Raw genomic sequence first — 24807 nt, 5'->3', positions numbered from 1 at the left:
TGTAGGACATAAAAGGGTGTTGGCGGGGTTACCTTATAGGTACGCCATTGGCGGTGTCCGCACCGTCATGCGATGGAACCATAGGGAGCGTGAAACCATTGAACTCCAGTCAACGAAAGCGATGGATCGGTCTGGCATTAGCTCTCATCGTTTGCCTGATCGGGCTTTCCTCCCCTTTTCAACATTTTGCATCTTTTCCGAATGAGCTGCGCTTATTCACCGGTCAACTGACACAGCTCAATTATGCGATGCCTGTGCATGCACAATTGACGGTTGATCCTGATGTCGTCCGCGTGAACGGTTCAACAGACCGTTCGGTTCAAGTGAATCTGAATCGTCCGCTTGCACTGGAGCCGCATGGGAGCGGGCAGACCTTTATGACCCTGAAATTATTCGGTAAGATCCCCTTTAAAACCGTCAAGGTCAACGTCGTTCCGGATCTGAAAGTCATCCCTGGCGGTCAGACCATTGGTGTTAAGGTAAAATCTGCAGGCATCATGGTTGTCGGACATCATCAGGTTGCAGCATCACAGCAGAAGTTGTCCCCCGGAGAAGCAGCGGGGATCCACGTAGGCGATCTGATCGTTAAAGTTAACGGCATCCACCTGAACGAAGTCGCCAAAGTTGCTGAAGTAGTAAAAAAGGCAGGAACGGCTGGTAAACCGCTGGATCTCATCATCAAGCGCAAGAATGAACTCATCAACAAACAGCTGATGCCGGTATTTGATATTGAAGACCAAGCTTGGCGGTTAGGGTTATATATTAGGGATTCTGCCGCTGGCGTTGGCACGTTAACCTTTTACGCACCCGATCAAGGTGTCTACGGTGCTTTGGGCCATGTTATTACCGATATGGATACCCAGTCTCCAATCGAGGTCGGAGATGGTCAGATCGTCCAATCCAATGTGACTTCAATCAATAAGAGCCAGCATGGAGAACCCGGAGAGAAACGCGCACACTTCTTGAGAGACAGCAAAATACTCGGCAACGTGAAACGGAATACTGCATTCGGCATCTTCGGACAAATGAGCGAATTGCCATCTCACAGTTATGATACCAAACCAGTACCGATTGCATTCGCAGAAGAAGTAAAGGAAGGGCCAGCGGAGATCCTTACCGTGTTGGATGGTCAAAAAGTAGAACGATTTAAGATTGAGATTGCCCATGTCTCTAAACAGGCAGCTCCGGCTACCAAAGGAATGGTCATCAAAGTCGTGGATAAGACGCTGATCGAGAAAACCGGCGGTATCGTCCAAGGCATGTCAGGCAGCCCGATTCTTCAAAACGGCAAACTCATCGGTGCAGTGACTCATGTATTCGTCAATGATCCATCATCCGGGTACGGCTGCTTCATCGAATGGATGCTTCAGGATGCTGGGGTATTGCTCAGTCCCAACCCACCCAAACTCAAGGCGAGCTAGCTGCCGCCTTGAGTTTATTTTTATTGACTCATTGTCGAAAAACAATGAATGATTTCGAATGATCCCGACTTTTGCAGCAAAATATTAATTATAAAGGATTAAGAAAAAAAAATAAAGAAAAATAATTTTCGACAGAAGGATTTCGATGGCCGGTGTCGAAATCGTGTAGTACAAGCAGATCTGGTTAGTATCGATTTTATCGGTAGCTGAGAGGCCAATATCTGTAAATATTGTTCTAGATTATAGGTTTGTACAAAACCAGATGTTAAAGGGAGGACCAACCATTGCAAAAAGTTGAAGTTCTACTGGCGGATGATAATCGGGAATTTACCAATCTGTTATCGGAGTATATTTCTGAACAAGAAGACATGGTTGTCACGGGAATTGCTTATAACGGCGAAGAAGTCCTTCGTCAATTGGAGGAGATGAATAAGGTACCGGATGTCTTGATTCTTGATATTATCATGCCTCACCTGGATGGTCTGGGTGTTCTCGAACGTCTCCGTGAACTGAATCTCCAGACGACGCCAAAGATTATTATGCTGACCGCCTTCGGTCAAGAGAACATTACACAAAAAGCAGTGCAGCTTGGGGCCTCTTACTACATTTTGAAACCGTTCGATATGGAAATTCTTGCGAACCGAATACGCCAGCTGGTCGGCAATGCTTCTGTAACGTCGACGTCTGCGTTTAGCAGCAGCATTCCCAAATCCAATGTGGTTCCTTTGGCCAAAGGAAAAAACTTGGACGCCAATATTACCAGTATCATCCATGAAATCGGTGTGCCCGCTCATATTAAAGGTTATCAGTACCTGAGGGAAGCCATCACAATGGTATACAACAATATCGAGATCTTGGGAGCGATTACTAAAACACTCTACCCGGCAATCGCCGAGAAGTTCAAAACGACCCCATCCCGCGTTGAACGAGCCATTCGTCATGCGATTGAAGTCGCTTGGACGCGAGGCAACATCGATAGTATCAGTCACCTGTTCGGTTATACAATCAACATCAGCAAATCCAAACCGACCAACTCCGAGTTTATCGCGATGGTGGCTGACAAGCTGAGAATTGAACATAAAGTGTCTTGAAAGAGTTAGAAGTTTTTAAATGATTTGTAAGCCGTCTGATCAGGAATCCGGGATGGTTCTCCGGGTTCCTTTTTTTATTTTATCCTTCCTAACAAAACCTATAATTACCTAAGCAAAATCTAAACTTCTTCAATTTCATCCGGCAGCCAATTGAGGTATACTAATTGAAAGCGGTTACCTTCGAGGAGGGACAACCATGTTTAAAGTTGTATTGGTGGATGATGAAATCTACGCCAGGCAAGGACTCAAGCAATTTGCGGATTGGAACAAACACGGATTCGATATCGTTGCCGAGGCCGCCAACGGGGAAGAAGCGCTTCATATCATTGAACAAACCTCGCCGGATCTTGTCGTAACTGATATTCGGATGCCGGAGTTAGACGGGCTGGAGCTTATCCAGGCTGTCAAAGATCAAAAAAAAGCAAGTCCTATCTTTGTCATTGTCAGCGGCTATAATGATTTCAAATATGCACAGCAAGCAGTTCGATTCGGTGTGGAAGACTTTATACTGAAGCCGATCGATGAAGACGAAATGGAACAACTATTGTCCAAGTTGAACCTTATCTTGACCGAGCAGCGAGAGGATCGGGCAGAGAGAGAGCGCCAGCAGTATCAATTTTACCTGGAACAGGTGATGATCGGCAGAATGCCTGCAAGCATGACGAAGGACGCTGAGATCACATTGAGACTGACTGGAGCCGAGACACGTTATATCGAGGTGGAGTTCAATAACTGCCATACCCGGCCAGGAAGTGGATGTCATGAAGAAGTGGCTGCCGAGACCATTGGCCAGCTCTGCCATCCTGCAGTGCCTTATATCCACAAGAGACAATCAGGAGTTTATGCGTTATTGATTAATGATTCAGCAGTGGAATCTGTAGGATGGCATACTTATCTAGTGACTCTCCACACGAGGCTAAAGGAAACATTGGGCGATCACATCTACCTTTATGCCGGTAAGGCAGTGCGGGATATAACCGGACTTCATGAATCCTACCGCAGCGTTATTCAGATGAGAGCATTCAAGTACGCGGTTCCGGGCAGCATGCCCTTTTTGTATGAAGAGCTGCAATCGATCCCTTTGCAATACAGTGACATCGAGGATCGACTATTTGGCCGCCTGATGGAAGCGATGGAGGAGCAGGAAGCAGTAGCGGCGCAGCAGACTCTGGATGAGATTTTCCTGCAATTTCAAGAGCAGCGATTTGCTGAGTCGGCTGTGAACCGTGCGGTATCCCGGTTGGTATTCGGTGTAGCAAGGATCATCGAGACGATGCAGGGTGATGTGCGCGACTTGCCCGGCTTTCATGCAATGGGAGAATGGTCTTCATCACCTGTGACGATAGAAGGGCTTCGGGTTATCTTTGAGCAATTCATGGGTGAGAGCATGCGTCTGATTAGTGATCTTCGCAAAAACGGAAGTAAAGGCAATATTCAAAAGATAAAACAATATATTGAAGCGCATTACAATGAATCCATCAGCCTAAAATCAATTGCCTCCCATTTTTTTATGAACCCTGTCTATCTGGGTCAGCTGTTCAAAAAAACCCAAGGTCTATATTTTAATGACTTTTTGCTGCATACCCGCATGCGCGAAGCCAAACGTCTGCTGCGCCAGACTGAACTGCGCGTGTATGAAATTGCCGATCGTGTCGGGTTCAGCAATGCAGATTACTTCGTTACCCAATTTGAAAAGGTGGTACACAAGACACCGAGTGAATACCGCAATGAGCTTCATGCGAAATCCTAATGCAGAGGTATGAATATGATCAAATTAAGCCTTAATCATATTAAACTGCGCGACAAGATGCTCCTTATCTATTTGCTTTGCGTTCTTATTCCCATCGTATTAACCAATGTGATTTTTTATCAGGTCATCAGCAGCAACGTAAAAGCGCAGCGGATGCAGGATTTGATGCTGACTGCGGAAAAAGCGGCAAATAACTTGCGCGACCAGTTTGAGATTGCGATGGGCATATCTGATGTCCTCAACACCGATTATTTTCTCAATGAATCACTGGAGCGTCAGTACATGTCGGACAACGAATATGTGGATAGCTACAATACCAATGTCTTTTGGATCCTGAATAAATATAGTCCTGTCTACAATTCCATCAAACAAATCCGTTTGTATACGGACAATCCGACGATTATCGGGGGCGGGTATGTCCTGCCTATTACAGAGCACGTAACAGCTGCCGATTGGTTCGAAAAACTGGAGGCATCCCGGCATTCTGTTATTGTGCGCAACCTGGAGCAAGGGGCATTCGGCGAAGAAAATCACTACAGCGTCATCCGCAAGCTGAATTATTATACGAATCGCTGGACCAAAATTGTCAAAATCGATATTCACCAGAATGCCATCCGGCAGGCGTTTGGCTCTGCCATCATTGACGGCGATGTCTATCTGCTTGATGAGAACGATATCATCCAATATACGAACCGAAGCGACCTGGATTGGGTATCCCAACCGGTCGCTTTTGATCCTTCTTTACTGATGACGGAAGCCTATACCTTCGAACAGCCGGCAGGTGTGAACAATCTCGGCAACTGGACGATCAGACTGGCGGTCGCTGAAGATAATGTGCTGGAGGAAGTGAGCAAGTCCAAATCCTTCGTGCTGTATCTGGCGATCTCCAACTTGATCGTGACGACATTGGTCATTATCTGGATTACCCGTTCACTGAGCACCCGTTTGGTGCGCCTGGTCCGTCATGTCAAGCAGGTGAAGCATGGATCGTTTGAGACCGTGGCTCACGGAAATCATCGGGACGAGATCGGTCAACTCACGAGTGAATTCAACCGTATGACCCGTCAGATCGGCACATTGATCGATGATGTCTATGTGGCCGATATTCAGAAAAAGGATCTTGAGCTCAAACGAAACCGCGCCCAGCTGCATGCTTTGCAAAGTCAGATTAATCCTCATTTTCTATTTAATGTACTAGCCACGATCCGCACACGCAGCATGATGAAAGAAGAGACTGAGACAGCCCGTATCATTCACAATCTGGCCAAGATCTTCCGAAAGTCGCTCCAGTGGAATCAGGATCTGGTGTCAGTTAAGGAAGAAATGGATCTGGTATTATCCTTTTTGGAAATTCAGGTCTATCGGTTTGGTGAAAAGCTTCATTATGAGCTTGATGTGGAAGAGTCTTCCTATTCTTGCAAGGTGCCGAAAATGATGCTGCAAACGTTGGTGGAAAATGCAAGCATTCACGGCATTGAACCGATGAAAGAGGCAGGGCGAATCTCCGTCACGATCCGGCGCAGGGATGGATTATTGTTATGCCTAGTCAAAGACAACGGCGTCGGTATGGAGGAGGAGCGGCTTAGAGGGCTGATGCGTTCTCTAAATGAACACGAGGAGATCGGCGACAACGTCGGACTCAAAAATCTGTACTATCGTCTTCGCATGCATTACGGGAGCAACGCCACCTTTCAAATTAAGAGCGCCCCCGGCAAAGGAACGGAAATTCATCTGCATCTGCCGGATACACCGCCTGATATGGAATAACATATTTGTTTTTTTAAGTAAGGCATATAGTTTGTTGGGTGCCCTGAAAATGGATTTCAAACTATACTGAAAGTGCTTACAACAATACAAGAGATCGAAAGGGGATGGCAAAACCAATGAACAAAAAGTGGCTGATTCTGTCTCTGGCTGCGATGATGGTGGCAACGGCATGCAGCAACGGCAATGATGGCAACACGAACAGCGGCAGCAGTAATCCGCCGGCTTCCGGAACAGATGCTCCAGATAATAGTGAGAAGCCGTTGGAGAAAGCTACCTTCACAATTTTTAATGCAGCGGGGGCGGCTAAAGACATCAATACGAACGAAACGACAATCGGCAAGATCCTTGAAGATGAGACCGGTGTCAATTTCCGGCTTGAACATCTCGTGGGCGATATTAATACCAAGATTGGTACGATGATCGCTGCCAATGATTATCCGGACGTACTGATCCCGGATGCGGCTATCGACAAGATTTTGGACGCCGGGGCATTCATTCCTTTGAATGATCTGATCGAGGAGCATGGTCCTAACATCCAGCGGGTGTATGGGCCGTACTTCAATCAGATGACGGCTGAGGACGGGAATATCTACTTCCTGCCATTTTCCAATCTGGTTAATGAGTTTATCCCAGACCCAAATATTGGACAAGGTGCATTTTGGGTACAGCGTCGTGTCTTGAAAGAAGCGGGTTATCCCGAAATCCGCAAGCTGGATGACTACTTCAATCTGCTGCGGGACTTTAGAGCAAAGCATGCCGATGAAGACTTGACCGGCTTTGTCGCTCTGACACATGACTGGCGGTTTTTTGCCACCTCCAACCCGCCGATGCATCTGGAAGGCTATCCGAATGACGGAAACGTGATCGTAGATATGGATACACATGAAGCCAAAGTATATGCTGCTACGGATTCGACGAAGCGCTGGCTAAAAGCGTTGAATGAATTGAATGCGGAAGGCATGTTCGACAAGGCGTCCTTTGTTGACAACTATGACCAATATTTGGCCAAGTTGACTTCCGGAAAGGTGCTTGGTTTCTTCGACTACGGCTGGCAAGTCGGCAATGCGACCAACGCTTTGAGGGATGCGGCGATTCAAGATCCGTCCAAAGACGATTATCGCTACTTCCCGCTTCCAGTTACCTTCGATGGTGGAAAGGACCAGTATCTGGATCCACCGGGCTTCGTTAAAAACCGTGGTATCGGCATTACCGTCAGTGCCAAGGACCCGGCCCGGATTATCCAATACTTCGATCACCTGCTGACGGATGAGAAACAGGCATTGGTGATGTGGGGGATTGAAGGGGAAACGTATGAGCGCAATGAGGAAGGCAGAATGTACCGCACGGAAGAGCAGATCAATATGATCGATGAGGCCTTTAATGAATCGTTCGGATTTAAATATTATAGCTGGAACTGGCCACGTTATGGCGGCGGCTCCACATTCGCTGACGGCAACTCATTAGGTCCCGGCGAGCAGCCGGAAGTATTCCAGATGAGTCTGACCGAAGGAGATAAGCACATCCTCGAACAATATGGGGTGCAAACGTATTCGGAGATGTTCTCTGCACCGGATGAGCGTCCGTGGTTCCCTGCTTGGGGCATTCCGAAGGAGCAAGGCTCGCCACAACAGATCTGGGAAACCCAGCGCGAGGAGCTGACCAAGAAATACTTCCCGCGGCTTGTCCTCTCGACTCCGGCAGAATTTGAAGCCATCTGGACAGAGTTCACAAACGAATTCGGCAAACTGGATACCGAAGCTTATGAGAAATGGACAACCGAAGAGGTTAAAAAGCTGATCGAGCAAAACAGCTAGACACTGGTATCTGCAATCACGGGCAGGCGGTTTGTACGGCCGCCTGCCTATACATTACGACGAATCAAGCCGGAAGGAGTAGATTACATTGGAGAAAATCCCCGTGGGGACGTCACCATCAAAGATGACGACAGGAAAACCGGCTGGGTTTTGGACCAAATTGATTCGGCAACGCTCTCTAGTCTATATGTCCATTCCATTTTTAATCTGGTTGTTAATCTTCAAATATGTGCCGCTTTGGGGCTGGACCATCGCATTTCAGGATTTTAAGCCGGCTAAAGGCTTTTTGGATCAGAACTGGGCCGGACTGAAGCATTTCGAATTCCTCTTTCAGGATGAGCGCTTCTTGCGCGTCCTGCGCAACACACTGGCCATGAGCTTCATTAATCTAATACTGGGTTTTGTCACAGCGATCGGACTGGCGCTCTTGCTCAATGAAGTAAGGCATATCGTGTACAAAAGAGTCGTGCAGACAGTAAGCTACCTGCCTCACTTCATCTCGTGGGTCGTAGCGGCAAGCCTGGTACAGTCGACCTTGTCGCCGGACGGGACCATCAACCAGCTGCTTGTGTGGTCGGGTTTCATCGACAAAGGCAATGAGATCCTGTTCTTGGGCATCGGTGAATACTTCTGGGGACTGTTCGGCGCCGCATCGGTATGGAAGGATGTAGGGTGGAACACGATCGTCTACTTGGCAGCGATGACTATGATCGATCCAGCCCAGTATGAGGCTGCTGAAATAGATGGCGCATCCCGTGTGCAGAGGATCTGGTATATAACACTGCCAGGGATTAAGCCGGTCATCATCGTCCTCCTGATTATGCAGATCGGGTATCTGCTGGAGGCGGGCTTTGAACCCCAATACTTATTGGGTAACGGATTGAATGTGGATTATTCGGAAGTCATCGATATCTTCGTGCTTAAATATGGCATCGCGCAGGGCAATTTCTCCCTCTCTGTCGCCGCGGGCATGTTCAAGACCGTCGTCAGCTTCATCCTGCTGTTCGGAGCCAATCATCTGGCCAAACGCATGGGAGAGGCGAGGTTGTTCTAACTAGAGAAAGGAGGCCATCACCATGCCTGCTGCAGCAACCGGCAAACCAAAGAAAACATTTCGCAGGTATGCTTCGCGAGAGGACCGTATCTTTGACATTTGCAATTATACCTTCCTGTTCCTGTTAATGATTATTACGCTGTATCCGTTTATCAACACCTTGGCTGTCTCCTTCAATCAAGCGACGGATTCGATCCGGGGAGGCATTACCGTCTGGCCGCGTGCATTCACCCTGGAGAATTATGCCTATATCTTTAGGGAGAACAGTGTGATGCACGCCACGATGATCTCGGTATTGCGCAGCGTTATCGGTACAGTACTGACGGTGTTCTGCTCGGCGATGGTCGCTTACACGATGAGCCGTCAGGAATATGTGCTTCGCAGGTTTGTTACGATTGCATTTATTCTAACGATGTATTTTAATGGCGGATTGATTCCCAACTACCTGCTCATTCGTGAGCTCAACATGATCGGTACGTTTTCCGTCTATATCATTCCCGGCTTGATCGGGGTATTCAATCTGATCATCATCCGTTCGTTTATCGACGGCTTGCCGGAGAGCATCATCGAGTCTGCCCGGATCGATGGAGCAGGAGAATTCACAACCTTCATGAGGATCGTACTCCCGCTGTGCGTTCCGGTTCTTGCTACGGTAGCGTTGTTTACAGCAGTGTTCCAGTGGAACTCCTGGTTTGATGTGTTTCTCTACAATTCATCGTATCCTAATTTGAGCACACTGCAGTACGAGCTGCAGAAAATCCTGCAGAATTCCAATGCTTCCATGACCAGCCGCACGGCCACAGATGCTTTTGCCAATGCGGGCAATACGACAGCCAATACCGTGACCCCGCTCTCGATCCGGGCGACGATGACGATTGTTGCCAGCGTGCCGATTATTATGGTGTATCCGTTCCTGCAGAAGTATTTTGTTAAAGGGATGATGGTCGGCGGAGTGAAGGGATAATCGTGACAAATCCAGACAAAAGAACCCCGTTGACGTCTTCGCCAGGTAAGGTATACTGTAGACAACTGCGAGAGCGGCCAGTCCACAGACTACTTAAGTGAACAAGCAGAATAATGGATGGCTCCGCCTAGGAGCCATCCATTTGTGCGTGGGATGCGATTAATGGGTAGATGGCTGCAGTCAAGTAGAAGGACCGGATCTCGGGGGGCGAGGGCGTTTCGGCTTGAAACGCGATGAGAGGTAGTTGCGCTTGCGGTCCCGGAAGAAAATCCAGCCGCCGATAAAAGCAATACCTGCCAGGAAGAGCACAGCACCAATTATGAATCTGAGCCAACCGAATGCAGGCGTCATCTGATCATTGCCAAAGTCAGCGAAATAATCGAATATCGCATTCTTCATAGCCAAAAAACCATACGTTGCCGCGACACCGGGAATGGCGAGCAGCAATACCGCAATAAAACGCGATATTATCAATCTCATGTCCGTTCCTCCTCAACAAAACTGCCGATTAGCAGCCTAGCACTATAATAACCGACTGCCCATCGCATGTCCAATGCTAGCACGAAGTCGTTTTTGCTTGCCACAATGAAAACAGGTACAATAGGAGAGTGCAGCAGTAGGCTGAAAGTGGAGGCGTGAAGGATGACAATTGAAGTAGATATCGCTATATTGGGCGGCGGACCAGCCGGCTATACGGCGGCGATCCGCGCCGCGCAGCTGGGCAAGCGCACAGCGGTTGTGGAAGCGGGCAAGCTCGGCGGAACATGCCTGCATCAGGGCTGTATTCCAAGCAAGTCGTTGCTTCGCAGCGCAGAAGTATATCACACGGTTAAGCAAGCGGAGGTTTTCGGCGTCCGCGTGCCGGCCGATCGTATAGAACTGGACTATACCCGAGTGCTGGAGCGCAAGCAGCAGACGGTCGACCAGCTTCACCGGGGTCTCCAATCGTTGATGCGCAAGCATGATATTCTTGTCGTACAGGGCAAGGGCAGAGTAATCGGACCATCGATCTTCTCGCCCCGCAGCGGTTCGCTCGCAGTCGAACTGGCAGACGGCGAGATGGAAACCGTCGTGTCCCGGAATCTGATCCTGGCAACGGGGTCGCAGCCCCGCACATTGAAGGGGCTGGAGCCTGACGGCCGTTATGTCATGACCAGTGACGATGCGCTGGCGATGACGGAGTTGCCGCGATCGCTGCTCATCGTCGGCGGCGGCGTGATCGGTGTGGAATGGGCTTCGATGATGAACGACTTCGGCGCCCAGGTGACGCTTGTGGAGACGGCCTCGCGACTGCTGCCCGGCGAGGACGGCGAAGTATCGGCAGAGGCGGACAAGCAGCTGCAGCGGCGGGGCGTCCGGGTATTGACCGGGGTAGCGATCGATCCATCCACCTATCGCGCAGAGGATGGCGGCATAGCGATCTATGCCGATACCGAAGGTGGACGCGTACAGCTGGAAGCCGAGCGGATGCTTGTATCCGTCGGCAGGGCGGCCAGAGTGGCAGGTATCGGACTCGAGAACACCGACGTTCGTTCCGAAGATGGCATCATACCGGTCAACGGCATGATGCAGACCTCTGAGCCGCATATTTATGCTGTCGGCGATGTCAATGGCGGACTGCAGCTGGCGCATGCCGCAGCACATGAAGCGATTATCGCAGTCGAGCATATTTGCGGACTGGCCCCCCAGCCTTTGGAGCATCACCGCGTCCCAAGAGCGATCTACAGCAGACCGGAGATTGCTTCCATCGGATATACCGAATACGAGGTCAAAAAGCTTGGTCTGGAAGTGAAGACTGGCAAGGTGCCTTTTGCTGCCATCGGCAAAGCTTGGGTTCGGGGGGAGACGGAAGGCTTCGTCAAGGTCATCGCCGATCGGGCTACAGGCGATCTGCTGGGCGTACATATCATCGGACCCGGTGCCACCGACATGATCTCGGAAGCGGCGCTGGCGCAGCTGTTGGACGCTACGCCGTGGGAGGCATCGCAGGCAATCAGGCCTCACCCGTCTTTATCGGAGTCGCTGGGGGAAGCGATGATGGCTGTGGATGGCCAGTCGCTGGCCTTCTAATTACAATCCCAGACGCTCCTCCGGTACGGATCTTTAATTGCGATTGGTAGAGTATCTTTTTTGCAAGGGAAGGGTTATAATGGGCAATACCTAGTCTTAGTACCTGGTAATAATCATAACCAGTAACCAATAAGAATGCTATAAAGGAGGACGCTTGCATGTCCCAATCCGGATCCGTAAAACAAACCTCCAGACATCATGAGCTTGGACTGACAGATGATCAGGCGATCGATATGTATACAAAAATGATGATGGCCCGCACGTTTGACGAGCGGTGCTTGCTGCTGCAGCGTGCCGGCAAGATCAACTTCCATGTCTCGGGCATCGGTCAGGAGGCTGCACAGGTCGGTGCAGCCTTCGCGCTTGACCGCGACCAGGACTATTTCCTGCCCTATTACCGGGATTATGGCTTTGTGCTGTCCGTTGGCATGACGATGCGCGAGCTGATGCTTTCCGTGTTTGCCAAAGCGGAGGATCCCAACAGCGGCGGCCGCCAGATGCCCGGACATTTCGGCAGCAAGCGGCTGCGGATCGTTACGGGCTCTTCGCCCGTGACGACTCAGGTTCCTCATGCGGTAGGTCTCGCGCTGGCCGCGAAGATGAAGCGCCAGGATTTTGTCAGCTTCGTTACGTTTGGGGAGGGCTCCAGCAATCAAGGGGATTTTCATGAAGGCGCCAATTTTGCGGGTGTGCACAAGCTGCCCGTCATCTTCATGTGCGAGAATAACCAGTATGCCATCTCGACGCCGCTGCATAAGCAGATCAGCGGACGCATCAGCGATCGCGCGGCAGGCTACGGCTTCCCCGGGGTCCGAGTGGACGGCAACGATGTGCTGGCGGTCTATGAAGTCGTCAAGCAGGCAAGGGAGCGGGCGGTTGCAGGCGAAGGCCCGACCTTGGTCGAAGCCCTCATGTACCGCATCTCACCGCACTCCACCTCGGATAATGATCTGATGTACCGGACAAAGGAAGAGGTCGATGAGCACCGGGGCAAGGACGGAATCGCCGCGTTCAAGCAGTATATGATCTCTTGCGGAATCTGGTCGGAGGAGCAGGAGCAGGCGCTGCTGAAGCAGCTTCGCGAACTCGTGGACGAGGCAACGGCTTACGGCGACAATGCACCGTTCCCGGCACCTGAAGATATCTTGCTGCATGTGTATGGCGATCAGGATGGAGAAGGGAGAACATAAGCATGCCACAGATGGAATATATCGATGCCATCCGACTGGCCATGGCCGAAGAGATGGAGCGAGATGAGGATGTATTCGTACTCGGCGAGGATGTCGGTTACAAAGGCGGCGTCTTCACGACGACCAAGGGGCTGCTGGAGCAGTTCGGCGAGACTCGGGTGATGGATACGCCGCTTGCCGAATCCGCGATCGCCGGCGTGGCGATCGGAGCGGCTATGTACGGGATGAAGCCGATTGCCGAGATGCAGTATTCGGACTTCATGTTTCCCGCCACCAATCAGATTATTAGCGAGGCGGCCAAGATCCGCTACCGCTCCAACAATGACTGGACGTGTCCACTGGTCATCCGTGCCCCGATCGGCGGCGGTATCTTCGGCGGTCTCTATCATTCCCAATGTCCCGAATCGGTGTTTTTTGGCACGCCGGGTCTGAAGATCGTGGCCCCATATTCGGCTTACGATGCCAAGGGGCTACTCAAAGCAGCTGTGCGCGACGCTGATCCGGTCCTTTATTTTGAACACAAGAAATGCTACAAGCTCGTTACCGGCGATGTGCCGGCTGACGATTATGTGGTGCCGATCGGCAAAGCCAATGTGCTGCGCGAAGGCGACGATCTGACTGTGATCGGCTACAGCCTGCCGCTTCATTATACGATGGAGGCTGCAGCCGAACTGGAGAAGGAAGGCATATCGGCGCAGGTGCTGGATTTGCGGACGTTGCAGCCGCTCGATAAAGAAGCGATTCTGGAGGCTGTCCGCAAGACCGGTAAAGTCCTGATCATCCACGAGGATAACAAGACAGGGGGCGTCGGCGCCGAAGTCGCGGCCATCATCGCCGAAGAGCTGCTCTATGAGCTCGATGCGCCGATCATGCGCCTGTGTGCGCCGGATGTGCCGGCGATGCCGATCAATCCGCCGGGCGAGAAGTTCTATATGCTCAATAAGGATAAGGTGAAGAAAGCCATGCACCAACTGGCCTTGTATTAGTCGGTATTGACACGTTTAGATTATTTTTGGCGGCGCTGCAAGCCGCCACTGCACGGGAGATGAATGAGATGAAATCGTTGACGGAAATCGTCATGCCGCAGCTCGCCGAATCGCTCGTCTCGGCGCAGATCGACAAATGGCTCAAGCAGCCTGGCGATGAGATCGATGTGTATGAGCCGCTCTGTGAAGTACTCACAGACAAAGTCAACGCCGAATTGCCCTCGACCGTCAAGGGCAAGCTGGTCAAGATTCTGGTGGGGGACGGCGAGAAGGTGGAGGTCGGCACGCCCATCTGTCTGATCGAAACGGAAGGGGAAGCGGCATCCGACCAAGCGAGCGCCGGTGAGAGGGACATCGCCGAGATTAGCAGCGAGCCGCTGCCGTCAGAGGAAGCCGATCAGTCGATGCGGCACCGATACTCGCCAGCTGTTCAGAAGCTGGCTGCAGAGCATCAGGTACCGCTGAGTGCGATGAAGGGCACCGGGCTGGGTGGGCGTATCACCCGCAAAGACGTGTTGGCTTATCTCGAAAGCAGCCCGCGCAGCGGCCGAGGCGAATCCGCGTCCGATGTCAGTATTGACCCCAAGATGGCGCTGCGTACGACCGGCCTGCACCTGACAGAGCCGCCGCGCGTGCCCGAGGTCGAGGTTGAGGCGGATCATAAGCAGGACGGGCGCAGAGGTGAATATTTCATCGATGTAACGCCGATCCGCAACACGATCGCCCGCAATATGCGTCAGAGCGTGACCGAGATTCCGCACGCCTGGACGACGATCGAAGTCGACGTCACCAATATCGTCGTGCTTCGCAATAAAATGAAGGATGAGTTTGTCAAGCGCGAGGGTGTCAATCTGACCTACCTGGCATTTGTTATGAAGGCTGTCGTCAATGCGATCAAAGACTATCCGATCATGAACTCGGTCTGGGCTGTCGACAAAATTATCGTCAAACGCGACATCAACATTTCTCTGGCGGTTGGCACAGAGGACGCTTTGCTGACGCCGGTAATCCGCAACGCGGACCACAAGACGATCGCCGGGCTTGCCCGAGATATCGATGATCTGGCTCGCAAAACACGGGAAGGCAAGATTACTCTGAATGATCTGCAGGGCGGCACATTTACCGTCAACAATACGGGTTCTTTCGGATCAATCCTCTCTTACCCGATCATCAATTATCCGCAGGCGGCAATCCTGTCCTTTGAATCGATCGTCAAGCGGCCGGTCGTCATCAACGATATGATTGCGGTCCGGTCCATGGCGAATATCTGTCTGTCGCTGGACCACCGGATCCTGGACGGTGTCATCTGCGGACGATTCCTGCAGCGGGTGAAGGAGAACCTGGAGAGCTACAACCTGGAGACCAAACTATACTAAGAGGGTACAGACCATGACAGAGAATGCACGGGCGCTGGACGCCCGCTACTACCCGATGATCGGCTATGCAGAGGCTTGGGAGCTGCAAAAGCGGCTGGTGCGGGAGATCGACAACGGCAGCCAGGATGAGTCGCTGCTGCTGGTGCAGCATCCGCCGACCTATACGATCGGTTCGCAGCGCCATCCCGAGCATCTCCTCCTGTCGGAAACCGAGCTCGCCGAACGGGGGATCTCGGTATTCCAGATCGACCGCGGTGGCGACATCACCTATCACGGCCCCGGCCAACTGGTGGGTTATCCGCTGCTCTACCTGGATGCTGTGGGGTTGGATCTACATGCTTATCTCCGTGATCTGGAGCAGGTGATCATCGATTGGCTGGAAGGTTACGGCATCCGGGGCGGACGCAAGGAAGAGTATACAGGCGTATGGGTTGGCGAGGAGAAGATCGCAGCGATCGGTGTGAAATTCAATAAATGCCGACACCGGAGAGGGTTTGTAACTAGCCACGGATTCGCGCTTAATCTGCATGCGGGTCTCGCTCAGAGCGGATTCGCAGGGATCGTCCCATGCGGGATCCAGCAGTACGGCGTTACGTCGCTGGCAGAACTGACCGGCCGGGAACTGACGCTCCGGCAAGCGGCAGACGAGGTGCTGCCGCATTTCTGCCGCATCTTCGGCGTCCGGGCGGACGCGTTACAGGAGCAGGCCGATGCCCATCACGAGTGAGGACAGCAGCATCGAAGCGATGATGAGGTAGACGAGCACTTTGATCCATTTGTTGTTTTGCATGATCAGGCTCCTTTCGGGCAAATTCTATCTAATGAGGTTCACAGGAACTCTATTAGTTACTATTGTATACGAACTGTAGGGATGGAGGAAAGTCTATGATCAATAAAGATCGGCTGATAGCGAATTTTATGGCGCTGGTCCAGGTTGACAGCGAGACAAGGGATGAGAAGGAGATCAGCCAGGTGCTGACCAAGCAGTTTTCTGACCTCGGGCTGGAGGTGGAAGAAGATGATACAGCGGCGGTAACCGGACACGGAGCCGGCAATCTGTTCGCAACGCTGGCGCCTGCCGGGGCACAAGGGGGCAGACCGATCTTCTTCACATCGCATATGGATACGGTGACGCCGGGTAAAGGCATCAAGCCGCAGCTTGATAAGGATGGCTATATCCGCAGCGACGGTACGACGATCCTCGGGGCGGACGATAAGGCCGGTATCGCGGCGATGTTGGAGGCAATCGCGGTGATCCGAGAAAATAATATCCCGCATGGACCGGTTCAGTTCGTCATCACGGCAGGAGAGGAAGCGGGATTGTATGGCGCGCGGGCGATGGATCCGGCACGATTGCATGCAGAGCTCGGATTTGCGCTAGACTCCAATGGTTCGATCGGCGATATCGCTGTGGCGGCTCCCACGCAAGCCAAGATTACGATGAAGGTGATCGGCAAGTCGGCCCATGCCGGGGTCAACCCGGAGGACGGCATCAGTGCGATCCAGGTAGCAGCCAAAGCGATCTCGCGCATGTCGCTCGGAAGGATCGACAAAGAAACGACAGCGAACATCGGACGTTTCGAGGGCGGCGGCGCGACTAATATCGTCTGCGATCATGTGACGCTTGACGCGGAAGCCCGCAGCATCGTGCAGGAGAAGTTGGATCAGCAGGTGGAATCGATGCGGAGCGCGCTCGAGAGCGCCGCAAGCGATTATGGAGCACAGGCGGAGTTTGAAAGCGAGATTATCTATCCGGCGTTCAATTTCACGGAAGAGGACCATGTTGTAGCCTTGGCCTCGGAGGCGATTACTGCCATTGGCTGCCAACCGCGTACGTTTCATTCGGGAGGCGGCAGCGACGCCAATATTTTCAATGGCTTTGGCATTCCGACCGTCAATCTGGCTGTGGGATACGAGCATATCCATACGACTAAGGAACAGATCAAAGTCGACGATCTGGAGAAGACAGCCCGCCTTGTCGTGGAGATTATCACCCGGGCAGCTGGCTCGCGTTAAGCAAGAAGCCGACAGGTTAACCGCTTCGCTGCGGTTGGCCTGTTTTTTACGCTGGTATTATTTCTTTTTAATTTTGGAGACACGTACCGTGCGGCTGTCGTGCTGCAAATAGCCTTGCAGAGTAGCTCCCGCACCGCCGCTTCGGGCGAGCTGACGTAGCGTGTGCCTGATCTCCCATGCCTTCCCAACCATACGGAGCTGTCGTTCGCTCATCTCTCTTTTCATGACGAAAATCCCCCTGACATAACCTGAATAAGAGCTTTGATACAATTGATATGCGGAGAATGGACAAGTATGCCTAACAGAAGCTTGGAATTGCGCTAGAAATAATAGAGAGGATGCATCCGATGAATAAACGACCCGAGCTGTGGCAGGAGGAAACGATCTCCTCCAAGCCGATCTATGAAGGACAGGTGATCACGCTGCAGGTGGATACAGTGCGGCTGCCGGATGGGGGCACGGCCACCCGGGAGATCGTCCGCCATCCCGGGGCAGCTGCCGTCGTCGCCCTGCTGGGTGACAAGCTGATCGTCGTCGAACAATACCGCAAGCCGATGGAGAAGTTCCAGGTCGAGATTCCAGCGGGCAAGCTGGACGGCAACGAAGATCCGAGGACGGCCGCTTTTCGCGAATTTGAAGAAGAGACAGGTTTCAAGGCAGCTGATATGAAGCTGATCAGCGCCTTCTACACCTCCCCGGGCTTTGCGGATGAAAAGCTGTACCTGTATTGGGCGGAAGGGCTGACCAAAGGACAGATGAGCCTGGACGAGGAGGAATTCCTTGCCGTAAGTACGATTTCTTTTGAAGAAGCGCAGCAATACATCCGGGAAGAGCGGATCAGCGATGCTAAGACGATGATGGCCGTCTACGCCTGGCAGCGGTATCGGATGACTGGTGAAATCTGATGCTGCCTCATACGAAGCTTGGACAACAGAGAGCTGATGGAGGATTGCGCCGGATCTTCGCGGATCTTCATCTCCACATCGGCCAGACGTCTGCGGGAGAGCCGGTCAAGATCAGTGCCAGCCGCCGCTTGACCTTCCGCGAGATCGCCCATGAAGCGGCAGTCCGCAAGGGGATCTCGCTGCTGGGCGTCATCGATGCCCATGTGCCGGGTGTCCAGCACGATATTATGAATCTGCTGGATGCCGGCGAGATGGCAGAGGCCCCGGGAGGCGGTATCCGCTTCGGCGACACGACGATTGTATTGGGCTCGGAGATTGAAGTGTATGACGCGGGAACGGGAGGACCGGCGCATCATTTGATTTTTTTGCCCAGGCTTGCCGACATGCAGGATTTCACTTCATGGCTGGAGCGCCATATGCGAAACGTCAATCTCAGCTCGCAGCGTATCTATGTATCGGCCAGAGAACTGCAGGCGGAGGTGAAAGGGAGGGGCGGGCTGTTTATCCCGGCGCATATCTTCACCCCGCACAAAAGTCTGTTGGGCAGCGCTACTGAGCGCATCGCCGATGTGCTGGAGCCCTCGCTCATCGATGCCGTCGAGCTGGGTCTGAGTGCGGACAGCCGGATGGCCGGATGGATCGAGGCGCTCGATTATTGTCCATTCCTGACCAACTCGGATGCGCATTCCCTCTCGCGAATCGGCCGCGAGTACAATGCGATGCTGATGGCCGAACCAAGCTTCGAAGAGCTGTGTCTGGTACTGCAGGGTTCGCGGGGGAGACGGATGCTGGCTAACTATGGGCTGGATCCGAGACTGGGCAAGTATCACCGTACCTGGTGCAAGGCTTGCGGCCAGATCGCGGATGGGAAATCTGCGGCACATGAGCGCTGTGAGAAGTGCGGCAGTCCCCGGCTGGTACGCGGCGTAATGGACCGGATCGAGCAGCTTGCCGCCATTGCCGGCCGAACGGAGGCTTACTTGGCGCCAGAGCGTCCTCCCTACCTGTATCAAGTGCCCCTGGAATTCATGCCCGGGGTCGGACCGGTCACCCTGGAGAAGCTGCTGGGACGCTTTGGCACCGAGATGGATATCCTGCATCATGCTCCGCTTGATGAGCTGTCCGCCGTGGCCGGAGCACAAGCAGCCGCGCTGATCGCAGCGGCCCGGGCGGGCGAGCTGCAGGTCAGTTCAGGGGGCGGCGGCCGATACGGCAAAGTCGATCGCAGCTAGGGATCGGATGACATAGCGGAGAAGCCTTCTTCATACACTGGATTATCCGGACAAGTGTGGGAGAGGGTTTTATTGAAATCATCCTGGCTGCGGCCGCTGGTCAAGGATCAGCTGTCGTTGTATGTATTTGTGTCGGTACTGTTGGTCGTTGGTGTAATATTCGGCACGCTGCTGGTGCATGCCTTGACACTGGAGCAGCAGGAAGATCTGGCCGGCGATATCCATCATTTCGTCCAGTTGCTGGATGCCGGTATGGGGCCGGATCAAGCCCAGGCGTTTTGGGACCGCGGGTGGCTTCATACCAAGTGGGTGATGCTGATTTGGCTCTTGGGCATTTCGGTCATCGGGATGCCGCTGGTGCTGGCGCTTGATTTTTTGAAAGGGGTGCTGATCGGCTTTACGGTCGGGATCCTGATCCAGGGACACGGCTGGAATGGGGTGCTGTTCTCCTTGTTCTCGGTGGCTCCGCCCAATCTGATCATCCTGCCGGCACTGCTTATTGCAAGCGTATCGTCGGTCTCGTTTTCCATTCATCTGGTCAAGCATCGTCTGCTCCTGCGGCAAGGCCAGCTGCGTCATCCGTTTATCTCCCATGTATCGATCACCTTAGTTATGCTGGCAGTTATATGGGTTGCGGCATGGTTGGAGGCGTATGTATCGCCGCATCTGATGGGCTGGGCATCCGGGTTTCTGAACTAGTGTCCGACCGGCGTCAAAGCGATTGACTTTCGCTGCCGTTAACCCCTATAATTAAAGGACAAAAGTTTGCTAGAGTGGGCACGGTATGGACGCAGGGGGGGACATTATGGAAGCCCGGATCGATAAAATTAAACAGCAGCTGCAATCTCAGGGCTATAAGTTGACTCCACAGCGTGAAGCAACCGTACGGGTACTGCTGGAGAACGAAGAGGACCATCTTAGTGCAGAGGATGTCTTCATGCTCGTCAGGGACAAGGCTCCGGAGATTGGATTGGCAACGGTGTACCGGACGCTGGAGCTGCTTAGCGAGCTGCATGTCGTGGAGAAGATGAATTTTGGCGACGGCGTGGCGCGTTATGATCTGCGTACGGATTCCAATACGCATCATCATCACCATCTGATCTGCGTGCAATGCGGTACGATGGACGAGATTATGGACGATTGGCTCGGCCCGCTCGAAGAGCGACTGGAAGCGGAGTACGGTTTCTCGGTCATCGACCACCGTCTTGATTTCCAGGGCGTCTGCAGACGTTGCCGCGAGAAGAATGATAATAAGGGACCTGCGTAGCATCTAGTAGGTGGGACAGCCCGGCTCGCTCCTCAAGGGGAGAGCCGGGCTGTCTATGTTATAATGGACCTGTATTGGTACATAACGATAATATGGGAGGCGGCAAGATGAAACCGAAGGTCTACCTGGCTGCAAGACTGCCGCAGGAGGCAGAGGCCTATCTGCAGGAGCATTGTCACGTCAACAAATGGGAAGGCAAGCAAGCTATCACCAAAACGCAGCTGATCGAAGAGGCGAAGGAAGCAGAGGGGATCCTGCTTACCGGCATTGCGGTGGACGACGAACTGCTGGAGCAGCTGCCACAGCTGCGGGTAGTGAGCAATATGTCCGTCGGTTACAACAACTTCGATCTGGATGTCATGAAACGCAGAGGCATCATCGGCACGCATACGCCATTTGTGCTGGATGCCACCGTGGCCGATCTCGTCTTTGCACTGATCCTCTCGGTCTCGCGAAGAATTGCCGAGCTCGACCGTTTCGTGCGTGCAGGAGGTTGGGTAAAGGGCAGTGATGCCGATCTGTTCGGCACAGATGTCCATCATGCGACGCTCGGCATCATCGGCATGGGCCGAATCGGTGAAGCGATCGCCGCCAGGGGCAAGCGGGGCTTCGATATGGATGTCGTATACCACAACCGTTCCAGAAAGCCGGACGCCGAGTCGCAGCTGGGCATCCGCTACCTGGAGCTGGACGAGTTGCTCGCGCAGTCCGATTTTGTCGTCCTCATGACACCGCTCACCGAGGAGACCAGAGGATATATCGGCAGGGAAGCTTTTGCGAAGATGAAGCGCAGCGCCTTCTTCATCAATGCTTCGCGCGGCCAGACGGTCGACGAGGAAGCATTGATCGAGGCGCTGCAGAGCGGTGAGATCGCCGGAGCGGGACTGGATGTATTCGCGCAGGAGCCCGTCTCGCCCGATAATCCGCTGCTGAAGATGGATCAGGTAGTCCTCGTACCGCACATCGGCTCGGCTACTGCTGCCACCCGCTTCGATATGGCGATGCTGGCGGCGCGCAATCTGGCCGGGGCACTGAACGGCACCGGCGACATCCATATCGTCAAGGAGCTGCAGCCGTAGCTTTACGCCTGAGCGCGCTGGGCGCGGCAGCCGGACTTGTGCGCCTGCAGGCCGACATACGGTGAAGCGCAGCTGCGGCCTGCAGCAGTCCATGGCCTTGGGCGCGTCGGGGAGTGCCCGGCAGCGGCCGAGCGCTCCGCTCCAGCAGCCGACGGACATTAGCCGAGGTAAGCTGCGGCCTGGCGCTCAGCAATAGTGCGGCAGCCCCGGCGACGTGCGGAGTCGCCATGCTGGTGCCCGAGAGGATCTTGTAGCCTCCCCCCGGCCAGGTGGAGCGGATGTCTTGGCCAGGAGCGGTCACGCCGATACCGGCGCCGCGGCTGCTGAGCGCTGCGATCCGTTCGCTGCGGGTAGAGGCAGCGACCGCAAGCGGCGCTGCATAGTGCGCCGGAGCGTCGAGGCCGGCTGCGCGCGCGCCGGCATTGCCGGCGGAAGCGGCCATGACGATGCCGCGCCGGGCTGCCCGGCGGATCGCCTCGTGCAGCGCTCTGCTCCGGACACCGGGCTCGAGTCCGAAGCTCATGTTCATGACCTGCATGCGATTGCGGATGCACCAGTCGATGCCCTCGACGATGTCGGAGACGAACCCGAAGCCGTAAGCATCCAATACTTTGACGGCATACAGCTCGGCCTGCGGCGCGACGCCGGCCTGCTGACCGCTCCTCCCCAGCGCGGCTGCGATCCCGGCCACATGGGTGCCGTGCCCGTTGTCATCGTTGTAGGAACGCGCGCCAGTCGTATCTACGCCGCCTGCAATGCGCAGATCCGGATGCTTCGCGATGCCCGTATCGAGGATCGCCAGCCGTACGCCGCGGCCGCGGGTTAACGGCCAGACCCGGGGGGCCTGGACTTGGCGGATATTCCAGGGGATAAGCGGACCGCTGCCGCGGCGGGTGACGACAGTCCCCCGGATCGGGCTCCGGGCAGCATGGGCCCGCGCCTTCCGATCCTCTTCGATATAGCGGATGGCGGGATGAGCCTGCAGCGATCGCCAAGAGATGCGCTTGTCGAGATGACAGCAGAGCATAGAGGCGCCCTGCACGTGTTTGACGGCACGCATCCCACGTCTGACGAGGTAGGCGTGGCAAGCCTTGCAATCCGTTTCCTTGCGGAATACGATCAGATGTCTCGCCGTATGCGCAGTCGGTCTGGAACGTGCGCAGCGGCACAGGATGTGCCCGATATGGGTCAATGGAATCCCTCCTGCAGTCGATACCTTACCATATGGGATAAAAGGGCCAATGGATACGCCTCATACATAATATTGGGCAGGTTGAACTAGATTACTGAAGAGGGATAGGCGCCTGGCTTCTGCCTGTCTTCCAATAAGCAGATCAGAGGAGGAAGCACCTGATGAGAATAGGCGTGCCTACCGAGATCAAAAGTAATGAGAGCCGGGTGGCTCTCATCCCTGCAGGTGCGGGGATGCTGCAGCAAGCAGGTCATGAAGTGCTGGTGCAGCAAGGCGCAGGCGAGGGAAGCGGCTTCTCCGATGAGCAGTATGAGCAGGAAGGTGCGACGATCGTACCGCACGCGGCTGATCTATGGAAGGAAGCGGAGATGATCCTCAAGGTCAAAGAGCCGTTGCCGGAAGAATACGGTTATTTCCGTCCTGATCTCATCTTGTTTACTTATCTACATCTTGCGGCGGCGCCAGAGCTGACTCGCGCTCTGGCGGATCGGGGCGTCACCGGGATCGCGTACGAGACGATCCAGCTGCCGGGAGGCGGCCTGCCGCTGCTGACGCCGATGAGCGAAGTGGCCGGGCGGATGGCCGTACAGGTTGGAGCACAGTTCCTCGAAGCCTTTTACGGCGGCAGGGGCATCCTGCTCGGCGGCGTCCCTGGCGTACCGCCTGCCGAAGTCATCGTGCTCGGCGGCGGCATCGTCGGCACCAATGCTGCCCGCATGGCGCTGGGCATGGGCGCGAGTGTCGTGATCCTGGAGCGCAGCGCCGAGCGGATGCGGTACATCGATGAGCAGTTTAACGGACGGATCCGCACCCTGATGTCCAACCCGTACAACATCGCCCATGCGGTTCGCAAGGCCGACTTGTTGATCGGCGCCGTCCTGATCCCTGGTGCTCGCGCACCCCGCTTGGTAACGGAGGCGATGGTTCAGACGATGAAGAAAGGGGCCGTGATCGTCGATGTCGCGATTGACCAGGGCGGCTCGATCGAGACGATCGACCGGGTGACGACCCACCGGCAGCCCGTCTATATCAAGCATGGTGTGCTCCATTATGCTGTTGCCAACATGCCGGGTGCCGTACCGCGGACTTCGACGCTTGCCCTGACCAATGTTACTTTTCCGTATGTGCAGGAGCTGGCTGACAAAGGGGTGGAAGCCGCCATTGCCGTCAATGAATCGCTGCGCAAAGGCGTCAACACCTACAAAGGTCAGGTGACCTATCTTCAAGTGGCGGAAAGTGTCGGTCTGCCCTATATGCCATTGGAACAGATGATTCCGTCATCGTCGCTGCCTCAAGCCTGAAACAGGCGGCAAGCGCCGCAGCTCCGCACTGTACTATTCCGGATCCGCCGGTCATAAGGTGGGAAAGAAGACAACCTGTGGGCCGGGGGGATTGCCATGATTATTTCGCTGCGCAAATGCTGGGAGCTCCTGCAGTTCCTCGTGCTGTTCCTGATGCTGACCATCATCGCGGTGACGCTGTACCGGTGGGCGGTCGATTGGCTCAATCCGGTCGATCCTTATGCGATGCCGCACGGTCAAGCGCTCAAGGTGTTCCAGACGGATCAGACCGCCTGGGACAGCCGGGCGTGGCTGGAGCGGTTGCAATGGTTTTACTGGATGGGCGAATAGCC

The 24807-nt window shown here is 54.0% G+C and carries 24 protein-coding genes; 20 read left to right on the top strand and 4 right to left on the bottom strand.

The window, feature by feature from the left end; genetic code table 11:
* The first annotated feature begins 98 nt into the window (after positions 1-98).
* The 7 genes from spoIVB (at position 99) to ABC336_RS02500 (ending at position 9861) form a co-directional block, all read left to right on the top strand.
* Positions 99-1421 carry a SpoIVB peptidase gene (spoIVB, locus tag ABC336_RS02530; RefSeq protein WP_413237161.1) on the top strand — a complete coding sequence of 441 codons (1323 nt, stop codon included), beginning with the start codon at positions 99-101 and terminating at the stop codon, positions 1419-1421.
* A 284-nt stretch (positions 1422-1705) separates the two neighbouring features.
* A complete protein-coding gene (gene spo0A, locus ABC336_RS02525) occupies positions 1706-2512 on the top strand; it encodes a sporulation transcription factor Spo0A (RefSeq protein ID WP_413237160.1) in 807 nt (268 codons plus the stop codon).
* 196 nt (positions 2513-2708) lie between these two features.
* The gene (locus ABC336_RS02520) at positions 2709-4262 is read left to right on the top strand and encodes a response regulator (protein WP_413237159.1); all 1554 of its coding nucleotides are present in this window, start codon (positions 2709-2711) and stop codon (positions 4260-4262) included.
* A gap of 15 nt (positions 4263-4277) precedes the next feature.
* Positions 4278-6029: a sensor histidine kinase gene (locus tag ABC336_RS02515; RefSeq protein ID WP_413237158.1), complete on the top strand. Its 1752-nt coding sequence runs from the start codon at positions 4278-4280 to the stop codon at positions 6027-6029.
* Positions 6030-6145: 116 nt separating this feature from the next.
* Positions 6146-7843 carry an extracellular solute-binding protein gene (locus ABC336_RS02510; protein WP_413237157.1) on the top strand — a complete coding sequence of 566 codons (1698 nt, stop codon included), beginning with the start codon at positions 6146-6148 and terminating at the stop codon, positions 7841-7843.
* Positions 7844-7967: 124 nt separating this feature from the next.
* Complete coding sequence (locus ABC336_RS02505) at positions 7968-8897, top strand: ABC transporter permease (RefSeq protein WP_413242424.1); 930 nt, start codon at positions 7968-7970, stop codon at positions 8895-8897.
* A gap of 22 nt (positions 8898-8919) precedes the next feature.
* A complete protein-coding gene (locus ABC336_RS02500) occupies positions 8920-9861 on the top strand; it encodes a carbohydrate ABC transporter permease (RefSeq protein ID WP_413237156.1) in 942 nt (313 codons plus the stop codon).
* Between the two features lie 180 nt (positions 9862-10041).
* Here ABC336_RS02500 and ABC336_RS02495 read toward each other — a convergent pair whose 3' ends face one another.
* Positions 10042-10341 carry a DUF2627 domain-containing protein gene (locus ABC336_RS02495; protein WP_413237155.1) on the bottom strand — a complete coding sequence of 100 codons (300 nt, stop codon included), beginning with the start codon at positions 10339-10341 and terminating at the stop codon, positions 10042-10044.
* Positions 10342-10503: 162 nt separating this feature from the next.
* Between ABC336_RS02495 and lpdA the strand changes: the two genes are divergently transcribed.
* The 5 genes from lpdA (at position 10504) to lipB (ending at position 16210) form a co-directional block, all read left to right on the top strand.
* Positions 10504-11931 carry a dihydrolipoyl dehydrogenase gene (gene lpdA / locus ABC336_RS02490; protein WP_413237154.1) on the top strand — a complete coding sequence of 476 codons (1428 nt, stop codon included), beginning with the start codon at positions 10504-10506 and terminating at the stop codon, positions 11929-11931.
* A gap of 158 nt (positions 11932-12089) precedes the next feature.
* Positions 12090-13121 carry a thiamine pyrophosphate-dependent dehydrogenase E1 component subunit alpha gene (locus tag ABC336_RS02485; RefSeq protein WP_413237153.1) on the top strand — a complete coding sequence of 344 codons (1032 nt, stop codon included), beginning with the start codon at positions 12090-12092 and terminating at the stop codon, positions 13119-13121.
* Positions 13122-13123: 2 nt separating this feature from the next.
* Entirely contained in the window at positions 13124-14107 is a 984-nt protein-coding gene (locus ABC336_RS02480) for an alpha-ketoacid dehydrogenase subunit beta (protein WP_413237152.1), read from the top strand.
* Between the two features lie 59 nt (positions 14108-14166).
* Positions 14167-15483: a dihydrolipoamide acetyltransferase family protein gene (locus ABC336_RS02475; protein ID WP_413237151.1), complete on the top strand. Its 1317-nt coding sequence runs from the start codon at positions 14167-14169 to the stop codon at positions 15481-15483.
* Between the two features lie 13 nt (positions 15484-15496).
* Positions 15497-16210: a lipoyl(octanoyl) transferase LipB gene (gene lipB, locus ABC336_RS02470; protein WP_413237150.1), complete on the top strand. Its 714-nt coding sequence runs from the start codon at positions 15497-15499 to the stop codon at positions 16208-16210.
* Here the strand turns inward: lipB and prli42 are convergent.
* Positions 16178-16273, bottom strand: coding sequence for a stressosome-associated protein Prli42 (gene prli42 / locus ABC336_RS02465; RefSeq protein ID WP_413237149.1), 96 nt, complete (start codon positions 16271-16273; stop codon positions 16178-16180). The genes lipB and prli42 overlap by 33 nt on opposite strands.
* A 95-nt stretch (positions 16274-16368) precedes the next feature.
* Between prli42 and ABC336_RS02460 the strand changes: the two genes are divergently transcribed.
* Complete coding sequence (locus ABC336_RS02460; protein WP_413237148.1) at positions 16369-17499, top strand: M20/M25/M40 family metallo-hydrolase; 1131 nt, start codon at positions 16369-16371, stop codon at positions 17497-17499.
* A 57-nt stretch (positions 17500-17556) separates the two neighbouring features.
* On the opposite strand, the gene mciZ is transcribed toward ABC336_RS02460, so the two are convergent.
* Positions 17557-17724: a Z-ring formation inhibitor MciZ gene (mciZ, locus tag ABC336_RS02455; protein ID WP_413237147.1), complete on the bottom strand. Its 168-nt coding sequence runs from the start codon at positions 17722-17724 to the stop codon at positions 17557-17559.
* A gap of 122 nt (positions 17725-17846) precedes the next feature.
* On the opposite strand from mciZ, the gene ABC336_RS02450 reads away from it, so the two are divergent.
* From ABC336_RS02450 to ABC336_RS02430, 5 genes are all read left to right on the top strand, one after another.
* Positions 17847-18404, top strand: coding sequence for an NUDIX domain-containing protein (locus tag ABC336_RS02450; RefSeq protein WP_413237146.1), 558 nt, complete (start codon positions 17847-17849; stop codon positions 18402-18404).
* Complete coding sequence (locus ABC336_RS02445; protein WP_413237145.1) at positions 18404-19636, top strand: endonuclease Q family protein; 1233 nt, start codon at positions 18404-18406, stop codon at positions 19634-19636. The genes ABC336_RS02450 and ABC336_RS02445 overlap by 1 nt, the downstream gene beginning before the upstream one ends.
* Positions 19637-19708: 72 nt before the next feature.
* Positions 19709-20335 carry a stage II sporulation protein M gene (gene spoIIM / locus ABC336_RS02440; RefSeq protein WP_413237144.1) on the top strand — a complete coding sequence of 209 codons (627 nt, stop codon included), beginning with the start codon at positions 19709-19711 and terminating at the stop codon, positions 20333-20335.
* A gap of 106 nt (positions 20336-20441) precedes the next feature.
* Positions 20442-20903 (top strand): ferric iron uptake transcriptional regulator, encoded by a 462-nt coding sequence (fur, locus tag ABC336_RS02435; RefSeq protein WP_413237143.1) that lies wholly within the window; start codon positions 20442-20444, stop codon positions 20901-20903.
* 107 nt (positions 20904-21010) lie between these two features.
* The gene (locus ABC336_RS02430; protein ID WP_413237142.1) at positions 21011-21982 is read left to right on the top strand and encodes a 2-hydroxyacid dehydrogenase; all 972 of its coding nucleotides are present in this window, start codon (positions 21011-21013) and stop codon (positions 21980-21982) included.
* Here the strand turns inward: ABC336_RS02430 and ABC336_RS02425 are convergent.
* On the bottom strand, positions 21963-23174 hold the full coding sequence (locus ABC336_RS02425) for a S8 family peptidase (protein WP_413237141.1): 1212 nt from the start codon (positions 23172-23174) through the stop codon (positions 21963-21965). The two genes, ABC336_RS02430 and ABC336_RS02425, sit on opposite strands and share 20 nt — an antisense overlap.
* A gap of 161 nt (positions 23175-23335) precedes the next feature.
* Here ABC336_RS02425 and ald point away from each other — a divergent pair, with 161 nt between their 5' ends.
* Both ald and ABC336_RS02415 read left to right on the top strand, forming a co-directional pair.
* Positions 23336-24475, top strand: a complete 1140-nt coding sequence (gene ald, locus ABC336_RS02420; RefSeq protein ID WP_413237140.1) for an alanine dehydrogenase — start codon at positions 23336-23338, stop codon at positions 24473-24475.
* A 96-nt stretch (positions 24476-24571) separates the two neighbouring features.
* Complete coding sequence (locus ABC336_RS02415) at positions 24572-24805, top strand: DUF4227 family protein (RefSeq protein WP_413237139.1); 234 nt, start codon at positions 24572-24574, stop codon at positions 24803-24805.
* The last annotated feature ends 2 nt before the right edge of the window (positions 24806-24807 follow it).

The sequence above is a fragment of the Paenibacillus jepli genome (assembly GCF_047238105.1).
In the GTDB taxonomy this organism is placed as follows: Bacteria; Bacillota; Bacilli; order Paenibacillales; family Paenibacillaceae; genus Paenibacillus_D.
The sequence above is the reverse complement of the archived record's forward strand: the minus strand, read 5'-3'. Positions and strand labels throughout refer to the sequence as shown.